A 14976-nucleotide genomic window follows, 5' to 3' on the forward strand; every position below is an offset into this window, starting at 1 on the left:
GTTTACCCCCATGATTATTGAATGGTTTCCTTTAATTCCTCTTCTAATTCCTTTATTTCATCTATGGATAGACCCAGTTCATCAAGTAGAACAGGCGTCTCATCAACGCCATCGGTATTTGCGCTACTCTCTGGGGCATGCGCCTGATTTCCTTGTAAAAAAGAAGAGAGACCTGCAATAGTAGGCTGATTGAACAAATCTTTTACCTGAATCATGACTTCCTGTTCACGAAGGCGTGCACATATCTGGATTGCTTTGATCGAATCTCCCCCTAAATGAAAATAATTGTCCATGATACCAACCAGTGAGATTCCCAGCACCTCTTGCCAGACTTGGACAAGCTGTTGCTCTGTTTCATTGCGTGGCGCCATGTACGCTTGGCTTTGTAAGTCCTCCCAGTCTGGCTCAGGCAAAGCACGACGGTCTACCTTACCATTTGTGTTTAACGGGAGAGAGGCCATTTGGTGGAAAGAAGCTGGTAGCATATAGTACGGAAGGGACTTCGCTAGCTGGACACGTAGTTCTTGGACATCTACCTCGTAATTCGCTACAAAATAGGCGCATAGTTGATCCAATCCTGTAGTCGACGTCCAATTAATCACTACAGCCTCTTTCACTCCTTCCAGCTCCAGAAGGCTATGCTCAATCTCACCTAGCTCGATGCGAAAGCCTCTACGCTTCACCTGATGATCTACCCGCCCAATAAATTCGATGGTCCCATTAGGCAGCCAGCGAGCTAAATCCCCTGTCTTGTACATCCGTTCCCCAGGGTAAAACGGATGTGGGACAAATTTCTCGGCGGTAAGCTCCGGATTGTTCAGATAACCACGAGCCAGACCGTCCCCGGAAATACATAGCTCTCCAATGGCGCCATAAGGTTGCATTTGATTTTTCTTGTTGAGGATAAACACCTGCGTATTGGCAAGTGGCACACCGATCGGGACAGTTCCGAGCTCCTCGTCTACCTCGTCCACCGCATGATAGGTAGCATAGACTGTACTCTCTGTTGGACCATATACATGCAGGATTGCTCCCTTTCCCATATAAGCGAGGGCTTTTTGGACATGTCGCAGAGAGACTCGTTCCCCGCCGAAAAGCACTTTGCGCACGCCGGAAAAGCTTTCAATATTGTGATCTACCAGTGTGTTGAACAAAGCTGTCGTTACGAAAAAAATGGTTACTCGCTGCTCATTTATTTGCGAAAGCAATCCGGTCATATTGAGAAGTGTTTCATGATCAAGTAGCACCAGCTTGGCGCCATTTAGCAACGCACCGAAAATATCAAAGGTGGAGCCATCAAAAGCGAAGTTGGACAATTGCAAGATTGTGTCGTCCGGCGTGATTTCCAGATAATTTGTGGTCTTTATTACTCTAGTTACGTTGAAGTGCTGGGTCAAAATACCCTTGGGCTTTCCAGTCGATCCAGAGGTGTACATCACGTAGGCGAGATGCTCAGGTTGACAAGTGCGTAAGGGATCCTGATTCCACCCAGGATTCGTCGCTGCGAGCATATCCTCCAGCACAAGCACCTGAAAAGCCTCGCCATGCTTTATCCCTTCTTCGACCTCTCTCCATTTCTCCCACATTTCTCTTTGGATCAGGACCATTTTGGGTTTAGCGTCAGACAAGATCATACCAAGCCGTTCAACAGGATTTCTCGGATCGAGTGGAACGTATGCAACGCCCGCTTTAAGAATACCGAAAATTCCGGCAATCATAGTGGGAGAACGCTCAGTAAAAATCCCGATCAGTTCGTCAGGTTGGACCCCTTTTTGCTGAAGTTGATGAGCAATCCGGTTTGCGCGCTGGTTAAGCTCCTCATAAGTTATCGTCTCTTGACCATATACAAGTGCGGTCTGTTTCGGCACTGCTTTCACCTGTTGCTCAAATAGATCAGCGATCGTCTTCTGTCTGGGGTAGTTCGTTTTCGTCTGGTTTTTTTCTGCTAGAAAGTGGCGTTTTTCCTCAGCGGTAAGCATTTCGATCTCATCGAGACCTATCGAGACATCTAGGCTTACAGACTCGATGACAGTTTGGATATGACCTGCCATGCGTTGGATATCCTCGCTCGAAAAATGCTCTTGGCGGTAGATCAGGCGCAGCATTAGTTGATCGGATTTTGACATGACCGTAATGCTAAGCGGGTAATGGGTATGCTCAATGACACGCTTCTCGCCAGCATGTACACCGTCTTCTTGCCATTGCCTTCTCCACGCTTGATTCGCAGGGCTGTTGTCAAAAACCAACAAATGATCAAAAAGGGGAGCCCCTAATGTTACACGCTGAATCTCGGACAAAGGCACATATTCATGCTTCTTGGCGAGCCTGGTTTGTTCGTGAATGCTTTGCAACAACTCCTGAAATGTCTGTTCCTGTGCCGTTTTTACCCGCAGAGGTAAGGTGTTTATGAAGAGCCCAACCATCTTTTCCACCCCGGAAAGCTCGGCTGGACGTCCAGCTACCACCGTACCAAAAACAACATCAGTGCGGTCGTTATAGGTTTGCAATACGATCCCCCAGATTGCTTGGAACACGGAACTTAGTGTCACCTGATTTTGTCGGGCGATATGTGTAAGCCGCTGTGTTACCGCTAAATCGAGGAACACATCATACTCTCCAGCAACAGAGGAGGCATCACGTAGCTTGCTCCCTACTGGTAAGGGGGCGATTTCCTCATAACCATGCAATTCATTCTGCCAATATTCGAGAGCACTGCTCCGATCTTGTTTCCACAGCCATTTCATATAGTGGCTGTACGGCTGAGTGGGAGGCAATTGGTCTAGCGTTCTATTCAATAGTGAATGATAGATCTGCACCAGATCTCCCAAAATAATATCTGCGCACCACCCGTCCATCAGAATGTGATGGAAGCTGATCAAGAGGGTCCATTCCTTTTCGCCCTTCTCGATGATCTGCAAGCGGATCAAAGAGTCTTTTGTAAGATCAAATCCTCGCTCCCGGTCCTCCCTGATTAGCTTTTCTACCCATTCCTCCACGGGAAATTCAACTGATTCGATAGGGCGTTTTTGCACTTTTATCATTAGCGGTCGCTCCCGGAGGACGACCTGCATCGGCTGTTTTACCTGTTCATGCAAAAAGGTAGTGCGTAGTACTTCGTGGCGTTGGACAAGTAATTCAAAGCTTTTCGCTAGTACCGTCACATGCAGATCACCTGTAACAGGCAGCACGATCTGCACTTGATAAGACGTATCATCTTGATCAGCCAATGCATGAAAGAGCATCCCTTCCTGCATCGGTGAGAGTGAATAGATATCTTGTACATGTTCTCTGGAAAAAGTCGTCATGTTTTTCCCCCGCCTCACTCAAAATGCTTACTGTATGCTTTCTAGCAGGAAATCGTAGATTCGTTCTATTTCATCCTGCTTCAGTTCCCTTTGTATGAAATCTCTAGGGGTCCGATCGCTCGTTAAGAATGTAATCCGTGCATGAGGGTTGGAGTCTCTATAGGCATAATTGGCGCGCAAAAAGACAGAGCATGTGCTCGCAGTAGTACTGCAAATGCTCGCTTATGTAGGGTCCGTATGCATTCACATAGGCAACATGTTGCATCCATCGATTGACTAAATCCCGTGATGCTGTAGAGCCGCCGTAATTATCAAAAGCAGAGAAGGCAATGTCACTGGGGCCAATTGAAACACTTACGTGGGTGGCAGTGTCGTTACTGTAATGGCGTATTTCTGAGGGAATTGCTCGAATGCATGAAAATACGGGGCAAGCTTGTCCGAATGCCCTTTCACTTGTTGCTCAAATAAAATCATCCACGACTTTCTCATTGTGGTTGCAAGCCCACTTCAATGGAGTGAATAAGTACTTGCTGGGGTGACAACTTGAAGTATTTCTGTATTCTTCTGAAATTCATATCGCCAATGGAGCAGATGCCAGCCTTGTGCATTTCAGCTACATGGGTCAACAATTGCACCATGATGCCACTGTCAATCCCTGCATAGAAATACCCCAAACCACCGTATTTCGGCATTGTCACATCAGCGTTATAAATGAGATAGATTGAAAACGCAGATGACTGAAAGATTTCCTTATTCATGGAATAATGTGCATCCTCAGTAATTACACAAGTATTGCTGACCATTTGCAGGACATTTTCAATCGGATTGTAGTAATAAAGTCCCGCTTTCACGTTTTCTACACGATGATCTTTGATATAGACATACAGATCAATTGGATAAAGGCCGCCAGCCGTTGCATAGTTGTAGCGGATTTCGTCCTCGCGTCGATATTGTTTAAATACCGAAATCAGACTGGAAAAGACATCGAATGGAACCTTCTTCTTTTCTTCAAATTGACGCCAGGTTCTACGAGCTGTAATGACCTCGGGAAACTCACTCTCTGCCAAGGGGACGTTCGTTTGGGTTGTTTGCGGTAAAGATCGGGACAATTTTTCCTGCCTAAATGCCTCGTATTGAGCCGGATCAAGAAATGTTTCTGACGAGTACGAATGAGAGATAAGATGTTCTTGGGGGAAATAGATCTCTTGAGGGGTTAGAAGTGTATGAACCAGAATGCGATTTGCAATCAGGTCGCGGACAAAATCTGCGACTTGATCAGGATTTGCCTGTGGAAAACGAGAGATGAGATCGGGAATCTTGATTCCTTTTTGTGTCAAATAATAAAACGTTGGAAACAATCCCAATACAGTACCTGAATAAGATAGCAATTCAATGCGAATTTCATCATCCTGCTGTTCCCACCTGACTGAAGGCGACCAAAAGTATTCACAATCTTCGTGGAAGGGTTTCATCATTTTTTTGGTTACTTGCGGTTGCATGACCTTTATCCCCTTTTCTTTCATAATCTATTTATCTTCACATAAGGCCCGCCGCTACAGGGGTAGGCTCTTCGCTTTCTCTTGAAACAGAAGGCTCGTTGTACCGTACTACTTCACCAGGTATGCCTACTACTGTGCAGTTAGGAGGAACTTCCTTCAGGATGACCGCTCCAGCTCCAATTTTGGAGTTATCTCCCACCCTAATCGGTCCCAATACTTTTGCGCCTGCACTGATGATGACGTTGTTGCCTATCGTGGGATGCCGTTTTCCTGTATCCTTGCCAGTTCCCCCAAGGGTGACACATTGATATAGAGTCACATGATTGCCGATCTCTGTCGTTTCCCCAATAACAATGCCCATACCATGATCAATAAAGACGGCCTCTCCGATCTTGGCTCGCGGATGAATGTCAACTCCGGTTAGAAATCGGTTAACTACAGAAATCATACGCCCTGCCAGGAAAAACCCTTTTTTGTAAATGCCATGAGCCATACGGTGAAGCAAAAGGGCGTGGAAGCCGGGGTAACAAAGAATAATCTCCAAGGTGTTTCTGGCTGCAGGGTCCTTAGCTTTGATAAAATCAATGTCCTTCCTCAACTTATGAAACATAGGATCTCTCCTCTTGTTCATAGCGTTACCCATATTGTTAAAACATCTCTATTTCTGTTGCAAATTTTGCTCCTCGGCGATCCCCCTTTCCTTTCAATCGTTTTGTTCATTCTATACTTCAGAATTCAAATTTTAATATAAAACCACGAATACTAAACGTATAGTATTGAACACAAAGATTATTCTACTACGCAATTATTCGCATGTAAATATTTAACAGTAAAAAAATTACATATAATCCTCTATTTTCTACCTAGAGTTATGATCTTTACATACCGTAATGGAAAATGTTAGAATTCAATTAATAACGATACTAAACATTTAATATTAAATGTTTAGGAAGATGGTGAGGTGCAAACATGACGAGAGCTATGGTGCTAGGACTTTTGTTAAAATCTGGACCGATGTCCGGCTATGAAATACAGCAGAAAATGATATCGGCCAAAACAGACAAGTGGGCTTATGTCCAGCCTGCTTCGATTTACCATGCATTAAAGAAGCTGGATCAAGAAGGATTTGTAGCTTTGGAAACGCTGGAGCAGACCGGGAATCGTTCCAAGGCAATCTATTCGATTACAGCAGAAGGCAAGCAAGAGTTAAAACGGTTGCTGGTCAACGCCTTTCAAAACTCATCTGTTTTGTTTCCCACCGATTTATACACGGCGTTAACTTTTATGGATGAAGCTGAGCTAGATGACATTATCCTCGCTTTGGAAAAGCAGCAGCTGGCCATCCAGAAAGTCTATGAGGACTTGAAAGCAGATCAGGAAGAAAAGGCAAAATTTATGGAAATGCCACAAAATGTCCTGTACATTTTCCAAAATATCTATGATCAATGTGAGCTTCAGTTGAGCTTTATCAGTAAATTAAAGGAAGACTTTCTGGCCCAAAGACAGAATGCTTCCCCTATAAATTCGGTCTGAAATTGCCAAGTAAGGAGTTAAGATGGAACTGGCTCTCCTAGTAAAAAGTAATCTGCCTGCTTGGCTTTGGTGAAACAAGCTCCCTAACGCAGAAGCTTGTTTCTTTCACTATAATTGAAAATGGCATAACAAAAAGCAGTATTTGTTGTACATACTGCTTTTTGCTTTTACTTAACATTTTCTGTCCTCTCGCTCCCGGTTGTTAACAATGAAAAACCACTTGTATAATTGTACCTTCACCGAGCTTACTTTCTATTCTCATTTCAGCGTCATGAATGCTAGCAATCTCCTTACATAATGATAGTCCGAGCCCGAGGCCTCCTCCATTCGCTCTCGATCTCGATTTGTCGGACATAAAGAAGGGCTCAAAGACTTTTGTTATGTCTTCATCAGGAATACCGATCCCTGTATCTTTCACTTCAAGAATAATTTTTGACTCCGTATTTCTGTATGACCGTAGAAGTATTTTATCGTTGTTCTTCGATGCTTTAATTGCATTGTCTATCAGGTTTGCAAGTAAAATTTTCATCAAATCCTTATCCATTAAAACACTAAGATGCTCTGTCGATATTTCCAGATCCATATTCTTTATGTTCAGCTTTGGAATAAAGGAATGTTTGATTTCTACAAAAAGTTCGTCAAGTTCTCCCTTTTTTAACTCAAAATCCTCTTTTCGCAAAACAATGAGCTCCATAAGCTTAAATGTCAGTTTCTCTAGCCGCTTTCCTTCTTCATAGATAAAGCTTAATGAGTTGATATAAGTCTCTTCATCATATTTATTCGTTCGTAAATAATCCGCATAGCCTATGATCGAAGTTAAAGGAGTCCGAAGTTCATGTACCAGGTTATCGATAAACCTTTGCTTGTCTTCTGAAGATCTTTTAAGCTGGTTTACTTTATCTTCTACATCAACGGCCATCAAATTGAAATTTTCCGCTAACAACCCGATTTCATCATTCGATTTTACCTTTACTCTTTCGCTGAAATTCCCGGCTGCAATTATTCTTGTTGACTGGATCAGTTTATTAATCGGTTTTACGATAAACATGCTCATGATGATGGTAACGATAACCAAAATTGCTGAAACAAGAGCATTTAACTTGATTAAAAGGCTTAATAAGTCTTTTCTATTTTCATAAACACTCGAAATATCTTTCACGTAAGAAAGCTTATAGTGATTATTTTCCAGATAAATATTCTTAGCGATAAATAAGTACGTCTTTTCCCCTAGATCCCGTATGATGTAATTTACTTTATCTGACGGTATGTTTAATTCTTCTCGCTGAGTAAGAACTATCTTGTTGTTTTTAAAATGACTGAAAATAACCTTATTGTTTTCATCTATTACATCTAGATACACCTCCTGTTCCCCGAGGTTGTCCAAGTATGTACGAATCATGGAATCTATGTTTGGTTTGCCAACTCCTTCAGCATCCGGGGTTGAAGATTTTTGAACTTTAAGCAGATATAGATTTGATTCTAAAGAGTTAGCAAATCGATCCTGTTCACTTATCCCGGAACGGACCTCCATATTGAGATTGAGTTCAAAGCTGCTATTAATAAGGTAAATGGATGCTGGTACAAAAAAGATTTCAAAGATGATTAATGTACATAAAAATATCCTCTGCCAAAATTTCATTTATTCCTCCAGCCTATATCCCAACTTAAATACTGTTTTAATTTCATCTTTCCATCCCAGCTTTTTTCTTAGCTTTTGGATATGGTTGTCGATCGTCCGAGTCTCGCCAACGTAGTCATATCCCCAAATTTTTTCTATGATTTTTTCTCTCGTTAATACGATGTTTTTATTTTGTACGAGAAACACCAATAATTCGAACTCTTTCAAGGTAAGCTCAATTATTTCACCGTTCTTTTTCACCTTCATTTCTTGCAAGTATACTTCTGTGTCTTTAAAATTTATGATGTTGCTTTTTTTATTGTAATGCCTTAATACATTTTCAATCCTGGCTAGCAATTCAATTCCTTCAAAGGGTTTCGTCATATAGTCATCTACTCCCGCTTTTAATCCATACACCTTATCTGTGACAGAACTTTTCGCAGTTAAAAAAATGACAGGTATCCCTAAGGGTTTAATTTTTTCGAATAAAGTAAATCCATCAACTTTTGGAAGCATGACATCCAGTAGTATCAGATCAAAACGATCTTTTTCAATTACATTTAGGGCTTCCTCTCCGTTAAAAACGATTGAACTCTCATAATTTGCCGTATTTAAATTCAATTTAATTAAATTTGCTACTGCGATATCATCTTCCACAACTAAAATTTTTATCATTCTGTTTTTACCTCATTCCTTTTGTAACGGTTTGATGGAGTAAGTAGCATTTCCGGCACTTACTCCATCTAATCGGTCCTACAATTTTTAATTTACTTTCAGTTCTCTGAAATTCTCACGGTAGTCTTTTTCTACGGAAGGTAGAGTGATTAATCTGTCATAATTAATCTCATAGCTAGATACTGAATAATTCTTCAGACTAATTGTCATATCTACATCCCTTCCATCCTCCAGTTCGCAAAGAACACGTATGGTTCCGGAACTAGCACTCTTACTAACTTTCATCGTATTTTCCTTAACATTTTTCTGTTGTTTATCAAAAAAGTTGATAACCGCAGATTTAACTTTCGCATCATCGATTGTTGTCTCTGAGCTTCGATCTTCATTCGTGAAAGCAGTTAAAGAAACAATTTCACCTGTTTTTTCATTTATGACAATGCGATTAGAAGCGGGCATTGGCTGGTTTAAGTCTTCAGCACGAACAAACTGTACAACGATAACATTTGCCGTATCTTTTTTGGCGTTTTCTTTTAGTACTGCTGCATCTTCTTTTGAATATAAATCCATAAAGAACTTAAAGTCTTCTTGCGCGTTTGTTCGATTAACTCGCGCCTCACCAAAAGATTTCGCATCAAGCCCCATATAGTCTTTTAGAGCTTTGGTTGCCATTTTTACCGCTTCTTCATCACTAATCTTTCCATTTGCTACTTTGACTACATGGTTTGTAGTGGTTTGATTTGTGCCATTTCCTACTTTGCTTGCCACTGTTACGACCTTGTTTTTAGTAGAATGAACCGCGTTTTCGCTTGCAAATACAGCTGCTGTAGCACCGCCTACAATTGTTAGTGCCATTGAAAAAACGAGAATATTTTTTTTGTTCATAGTAATGCCTCCTGTAATTTTTTGTTTTTGGTTTGTGCACGAAACCCTTGTTACAGGTATAGAATATAGCGGTAATATGTAAAAAGTATCTTTCAGTTGTCTCCAAGTTGTAAATTCTATAAAACCATTTCTTTTGTTGTTATAGAGAAGATTGAAAACCACCTGGAGGCTTGCTTCAGGTGGTTTTTCAAAAGCGGGTTTTGCATTCCTACCACTGAATGAGATGGGAACATCGTAACCCATTCAATTACTAATATTACTATAGAAAAGAAAAGCAAAGAACAGTATCCAACAACAAATACTGTTCTTTGCTTTATATTTCCAAATTATGCTTCTTTAAGATCAAAACGATCGGCATTCATTACCTTCACCCATGCAGCAATGAAGTCACGCACAAACTTTTCTTTGTTATCGTCTTGGGCATAAACTTCTGCAATGGCACGCAAAACAGAGTTTGAACCGAACACGAGGTCAACAGCAGTTGCTGTACGCAACACTTCACCTGTTTTGCGATCACGTCCTTCAAATACGCCGCCGTCTACAGGCTTCCACTGTACGCCCATGTCTAGCAAGTTAACAAAGAAGTCGTTCGTGAGTATGCCTACACGATCCGTGAATACGCCGTGTTGTGTGCCGCCGTGGTTTGTACCGATAACACGCATCCCGCCAACGAGTGCAGTCATTTCTGGAGCAGTAAGGTTTAATAGCTGTGCCTTGTCTATCAGGAGCTCTGCAGGACTTACACGATACTGCTTCTTCTGATAGTTCCGGAAACCATCTGCGATTGGCTCGAGCACGTCAAAGCTTTCTGCATCGGTTTGCTCTTGTGTTGCATCCCCACGTCCAGGAGCAAATGGAACCGATACATCAAAGCCAGCGTCTTGTGCAGCTTTTTCTACTGCGGCACTACCGCCGAGTACAATCAAATCGGCCATGCTGACTTTTTTACCAAAGTCCTCTTGAATGACTCCCAGGATCGTAAGTACTTTCTCAAGTTTTTTGGGCTCATTTACTTCCCACTCTTTTTGTGGAGCTAGTCGGATGCGAGCACCATTGGCGCCACCACGCATATCCGAACCACGGAAGGTACAAGCGGAAGCCCAAGCCGTTGTTACCAGCTCACTGACGGTAAGACCTGAGTCTAAGATTCGTGTTTTCAGTTCTGCTACATCGGCATCTGTTAGTTCATAATCAGCAGCGGGTATAGGATCTTGCCAAATAAAATCTTCTGCTGGAACTTCTGGACCTAAATATCTTGAGCGAGGCCCCATGTCGCGGTGTGTGAGTTTGAACCATGCAGTTGCAAATGCATCTGCAAACTCCTCTGGATTCTCATAGTAACGACGAGATATCTTTTCGTATACTGGATCCATCCGCAAGGCCATATCCGCAGTGGTCATCATCGTTGGAACACGCACGGATGCATCTTCTGCATCTGGTGCAAGATGCTCATCAGCAGGATTAACAGCAACCCATTGGTGTGCACCTGCAGGACTCTTGGTCAGCTCCCATTCATATCCGAACAGTAGTTCAAAGAAACCATTATCCCATTGTGTCGGGTTCGCGGTCCAGGCACCTTCAATACCGCTGGTGATGGCGTCGCGACCTATACCGGAACCGTGTGTGCTCTGCCATCCTAAGCCCATTGCTTCCAAAGGTGCAGCTTCCGGCTCTGGGCCAACAAGAGCAGCATCTCCTGCGCCGTGAGCCTTTCCAAATGTATGACCACCTGCCACGAGTGCAACGGTTTCTTCATCGTTCATTCCCATGCGTTTGAAGGTTTCGCGGATGTCGCGGGCACTTGCAAGAGGATCTGGATTCCCGTTCGGCCCTTCTGGGTTCACATAAATCAGACCCATTTGAACAGCAGCAAGCGGATTCTCGAGCTCACGATCGCCGGTGTAACGCTTATCGCCTAGCCATTCTTTTTCAGCACCCCAGTAAATGTCTTCTTCTGGATGCCAAACGTCCGCGCGTCCGCCTCCAAAACCAATTGTCTTCCCGCCCATGGATTCAATAGCAGCATTACCTGCTAGGATGTACAAGTCCGCCCAAGAGATCTTGTTGCCATATTTTTGCTTGATCGGCCATAGCAGTCGACGAGCTTTATCAAGGTTGGCATTGTCTGGCCAACTGTTAAGTGGCGCAAAACGCTGAGTGCCGGTTCCAGCACCGCCACGTCCGTCTCCTGTACGATATGTACCAGCGGAATGCCAAGCCATACGGATAAATAACGGCCCATAATGTCCGTAGTCGGCAGGCCACCAATCTTGGCTGTTTGTCATTAGATCATAAAGATCCTGTTTGAGAGCCTGGTAGTCCAACTTTTTGAACTCTTCTGCATAATTGAAGTCCTCGCCCATAGGGTTAGATTTCCTGTCATGCTGATGCAGGATGTTCAAGTTCAACTGGTTTGGCCACCAATGTTTATTCGATGTAGCACTAGGGTTGTGATTCGTAGTGCTACCGTGCGAAAACGGGCACTTTCCAGTGTTAGCAGTTGCCATAGAGTCCATTTGTCCCTCTCCCGTCATTTAAATTAAGTATTAGATAATAATACTTCTAATTAATTTATATAGCAGTTAACAATAGAAATCAACATCTTTTTGCTCTTTTCATCGTAAGGATTTATGGAAAGTTACGATTGGCATCGTATTGCGAGGCAGTCAAAATAACGAGGGAATCGTAAGAAGAGCGATAAAATATATGAACTCTTTCATTTCCGAATGGCTGATTCTAACGTATGCATGGACCCTGTAGATTATGATCTTGTCACCATTCGGAACATCGATCCATCACCAAAAGCCCACTATCTCCCCGTAACGGAATATGTGGGCTTTTTGTGCGTAACTGGCTTACTTGATTGAATGGTTCAATCAATATGAGACACACCGCGGGACTCTCATTCCATGCAGTCGGGAGAAATCACTTCCCATTTTCCAAACAGTGTGAATCCTGCTGCTTTCGCCAAGGCTGTAGACGTATGGTTATCGAGTTGGCATCGGTACTGCGGTTCGTATCCCTGACCATAGGCATATTGGGAGATGGAACGCACTACTTTGCGGGCGTGGCCTTTTCCTCTAAAGGACGTCAGCGTCAATACGCCAAGATCCGCAATATACGCATCCTTCCATGGATACATACTGGCAGCGCTAACCAGGCGATTTTGCTCAAAAGAGCCGAACACTGCCCAATGATCCAATTCCACATAAGCGTCATCCAAGTCTTGTTCCGATGCGGAGGAAGCAAACGCGGAGAAAACCGACTCATCTTGCACGGTTAACCGGCGCAAGTCACCTTCGAGGTTTTCTTGCAGCAATACGTTCTTCTCGGCTTTTGAAAAATAAAAAAGATAGTCTGCGCCATGCAGCGTGACGCCCGCTTCATTCAATTTCTGGCGAAAGATCGACTCAGACAAGGATTGTTGTGGAGAGAGGCCTACCTTATCGGCCAGCGCAGGTGTCAAGACAGCCATCACGCGTCCGTCGGAGGTTTCCAGCACCATAACCCGGCTATCCTCGTCAAGTGCAGGGTTTATGGCAACAGTAAAAGATTCATCGCTATAGAGGACCTCACCGTTTAAAAATTGCTCCCTCCAAAAGTCAGGGATCGTTTGTGAAAATACAGGCGTACTTCTTACTGGATTTGTCATTATGTTCACTTCCCTTGTAGACTCGTCGAACAGTTCTTCTGCCATTATGTATGCTTCGGAAGTTTCTTTAGAAATTGCTCGATTGCATCCATATAACCTGGTATCGTAATTTGTCGCGGAGCGAAAAGACTGATGATTATTGCCTGCATATTTGAATTTGCCGTTTGCTTGCTTAACATAGAGTGATCAGCGTCAGGAAAGACCGCTACGGTCAGCAGCTCAGGTTTTACGATGTCACGATATACCCTCTCCGTTTCCTTCACATCGACATGTATATCTTCTTCCCCCAGTATCAGAAGCACAGGCGAATTGAAATTCGGAAGGTCATTAGTGGCATCTGACAAGAAATTTTTGCTCACAAATGTCCATCTGTCTTTTGCCATCAAATTATTTTCGCGAGCAATTTTCACATACTCCTCATAGGAAGCTTGTTTTTCCAATAACGTGAGTACTTGCTGGTCATACGCCTCTTTGTCTTGAATTTCCGCTTCTGAATACCCGTCTATCACCATTTTTTTGCGTGTATGATATTGCCCTTGACTTACCCAATTAATGGCGGGCGATAGAAGTAGGCTGAATGCGAGCGGTTCCTTCTTGGCGAGCTTTGGAATGACCCATCCTGCCTGGCTTGCTCCCCAAACCCCAATCTGTTTCTCGTCAATCATCGGCTGCTCTTTTGCCCAAGCAATAGCCTGACGCGCTTCTTCCACGCGGTCATCTATACTCTGGTGTAACCAATTGCCTTCGGAACCGTTCATTCCTCTCTTATTAAGGGACAAGGAGGCGTAACCAAGTGAGGCTAACCGCTCCCATAGCGGCTTATAGCCATCATCATGCGTGGCATCAATAGGTCCATCACCATGTATAAACAAGACTAAGCCCAATTTGTTCGTGTAGTTTTTAGGCAGTACGAACGTACCGGTCAATTTGCCTTCCGATGTCTGGATTTCAACAGCTTCCTCAACCATATTAAAGCTGTTTTTCTCCAATATGTATAGTCCTGCACCGCCAAATAGCAGGACGATGATCATCATGGAAATCATTATTTTCTTTTTCATCTATCCTTCTCCTCTTGAAAAGATTGCAAAGTGAATATCTCCAACCATACACCTTAGGTCAGACCTAAGATCAAGTAATGAAATGGTAAAGGCAGATCGTGTAAATAGATGGTACCTTGAATGGACTTTCAAGAGAGTTTATTCTAGGTATATCAACTCTTTAAAGGGGGTGATAATTTATCTTTGCTGTCGCCTGAATGGTCAAACTATCATCGCGAAAGTTATGAGGGCATCCAACTCTGGAAATGAGGCTGGCAAAATCTTTGCCGTAGAGCAAAACGGAGAACACGCTACTCTCGGTATCAAAAAAAGGCGTCTCTTCTTCGCGGATTACAGGTTTCACATGAATACTAAGGAATTTATTCTTAAGGATAACCCTATCAACAGCCTTCTTTATTTTTGTGTGGACGGTACGGTACTTGGTAAGAAGCTACGGATCGAAGAAAATTGGGATAAAGAAATTGAAGTGAAACTGGATCGACGAAAGGTTGCGCTGATTAAACCGAATACTCTTTCTCTTGAGGCAACGATTTTTATGGAAGAAGAGGCTTCCCGCCATTTTCTGTTGTTTTCGTTAACATGCTTGATGTATGTCATGTTTATCATTTATAAGGATGAATCGAAGATAATAGAAAGATTAATGGATGAATTATTGGATGAAGGTGAGGAATAAACGTACATTTTTCACTTCAGCAGAGGCAGTACGGACGAGAAAATAAAGTCCTGAACTGCCTCTGATTGTGAAGGCTGTCAA

Annotated in this window: 11 protein-coding genes; 2 read left to right on the forward strand and 9 right to left on the reverse strand. The window is 43.0% G+C overall.

What is annotated here, in order from left to right; translation table 11 throughout:
* Window positions 1-14 precede the first annotated feature (14 nt).
* The 3 genes from HP568_RS03390 to epsC form a co-directional block, all read right to left on the reverse strand.
* Window positions 15-3305 (reverse strand): non-ribosomal peptide synthetase, encoded by a 3291-nt coding sequence (locus HP568_RS03390; RefSeq protein ID WP_173628329.1) that lies wholly within the window; start codon window positions 3303-3305, stop codon window positions 15-17.
* Between the two features lie 485 nt (window positions 3306-3790).
* Window positions 3791-4804 carry a SagB/ThcOx family dehydrogenase gene (locus tag HP568_RS03395; RefSeq protein WP_173628330.1) on the reverse strand — a complete coding sequence of 338 codons (1014 nt, stop codon included), beginning with the start codon at window positions 4802-4804 and terminating at the stop codon, window positions 3791-3793.
* 37 nt (window positions 4805-4841) lie between these two features.
* Window positions 4842-5435, reverse strand: coding sequence for a serine O-acetyltransferase EpsC (gene epsC / locus HP568_RS03400; protein WP_256434902.1), 594 nt, complete (start codon window positions 5433-5435; stop codon window positions 4842-4844).
* A 338-nt stretch (window positions 5436-5773) separates the two neighbouring features.
* Between epsC and HP568_RS03405 the strand changes: the two genes are divergently transcribed.
* Window positions 5774-6337, forward strand: coding sequence for a PadR family transcriptional regulator (locus HP568_RS03405; RefSeq protein ID WP_173628332.1), 564 nt, complete (start codon window positions 5774-5776; stop codon window positions 6335-6337).
* A 202-nt stretch (window positions 6338-6539) separates the two neighbouring features.
* Here the strand turns inward: HP568_RS03405 and HP568_RS03410 are convergent, their stop codons facing one another.
* The 6 genes from HP568_RS03410 to HP568_RS03435 form a co-directional block, all read right to left on the reverse strand.
* A complete protein-coding gene (locus HP568_RS03410; RefSeq protein WP_048033147.1) occupies window positions 6540-7976 on the reverse strand; it encodes a sensor histidine kinase in 1437 nt (478 codons plus the stop codon).
* Complete coding sequence (locus tag HP568_RS03415) at window positions 7977-8630, reverse strand: response regulator transcription factor (RefSeq protein WP_048033148.1); 654 nt, start codon at window positions 8628-8630, stop codon at window positions 7977-7979.
* Between the two features lie 87 nt (window positions 8631-8717).
* Window positions 8718-9512 carry a hypothetical protein gene (locus tag HP568_RS03420; RefSeq protein ID WP_173628333.1) on the reverse strand — a complete coding sequence of 265 codons (795 nt, stop codon included), beginning with the start codon at window positions 9510-9512 and terminating at the stop codon, window positions 8718-8720.
* Window positions 9513-9838: 326 nt separating this feature from the next.
* Window positions 9839-12028: a catalase/peroxidase HPI gene (gene katG / locus HP568_RS03425; protein WP_173628334.1), complete on the reverse strand. Its 2190-nt coding sequence runs from the start codon at window positions 12026-12028 to the stop codon at window positions 9839-9841.
* Between the two features lie 386 nt (window positions 12029-12414).
* Window positions 12415-13164 carry a GNAT family N-acetyltransferase gene (locus HP568_RS03430; protein ID WP_048033151.1) on the reverse strand — a complete coding sequence of 250 codons (750 nt, stop codon included), beginning with the start codon at window positions 13162-13164 and terminating at the stop codon, window positions 12415-12417.
* A gap of 44 nt (window positions 13165-13208) precedes the next feature.
* The gene (locus HP568_RS03435) at window positions 13209-14222 is read right to left on the reverse strand and encodes an alpha/beta hydrolase family protein (RefSeq protein WP_173628335.1); all 1014 of its coding nucleotides are present in this window, start codon (window positions 14220-14222) and stop codon (window positions 13209-13211) included.
* Between the two features lie 169 nt (window positions 14223-14391).
* Between HP568_RS03435 and HP568_RS03440 the strand changes: the two genes are divergently transcribed.
* Window positions 14392-14895 carry a hypothetical protein gene (locus HP568_RS03440; protein WP_173628336.1) on the forward strand — a complete coding sequence of 168 codons (504 nt, stop codon included), beginning with the start codon at window positions 14392-14394 and terminating at the stop codon, window positions 14893-14895.
* Window positions 14896-14976: the final 81 nt, after the last annotated feature.

Source organism: Brevibacillus sp. MS2.2, from assembly GCF_013284345.1.
Taxonomy (GTDB): domain Bacteria; phylum Bacillota; class Bacilli; order Brevibacillales; family Brevibacillaceae; genus Brevibacillus; species Brevibacillus brevis_C.

Coding starts and splice junctions, on each gene's coding strand:
- HP568_RS03430 (WP_048033151.1), bottom strand. CDS start 13,164: ATGACAAATCCAGTAAGAAGTACGCCTGTATTTTCACAAACGATCCCT.
- epsC (WP_256434902.1), bottom strand. CDS start 5,435: ATGAACAAGAGGAGAGATCCTATGTTTCATAAGTTGAGGAAGGACATT.
- HP568_RS03415 (WP_048033148.1), bottom strand. CDS start 8,630: ATGATAAAAATTTTAGTTGTGGAAGATGATATCGCAGTAGCAAATTTA.
- katG (WP_173628334.1), bottom strand. CDS start 12,028: ATGGACTCTATGGCAACTGCTAACACTGGAAAGTGCCCGTTTTCGCAC.
- HP568_RS03420 (WP_173628333.1), bottom strand. CDS start 9,512: ATGAACAAAAAAAATATTCTCGTTTTTTCAATGGCACTAACAATTGTA.
- HP568_RS03390 (WP_173628329.1), bottom strand. CDS start 3,305: ATGACGACTTTTTCCAGAGAACATGTACAAGATATCTATTCACTCTCA.
- HP568_RS03410 (WP_048033147.1), bottom strand. CDS start 7,976: ATGAAATTTTGGCAGAGGATATTTTTATGTACATTAATCATCTTTGAA.
- HP568_RS03405 (WP_173628332.1), top strand. CDS start 5,774: ATGACGAGAGCTATGGTGCTAGGACTTTTGTTAAAATCTGGACCGATG.
- HP568_RS03395 (WP_173628330.1), bottom strand. CDS start 4,804: ATGCAACCGCAAGTAACCAAAAAAATGATGAAACCCTTCCACGAAGAT.
- HP568_RS03435 (WP_173628335.1), bottom strand. CDS start 14,222: ATGAAAAAGAAAATAATGATTTCCATGATGATCATCGTCCTGCTATTT.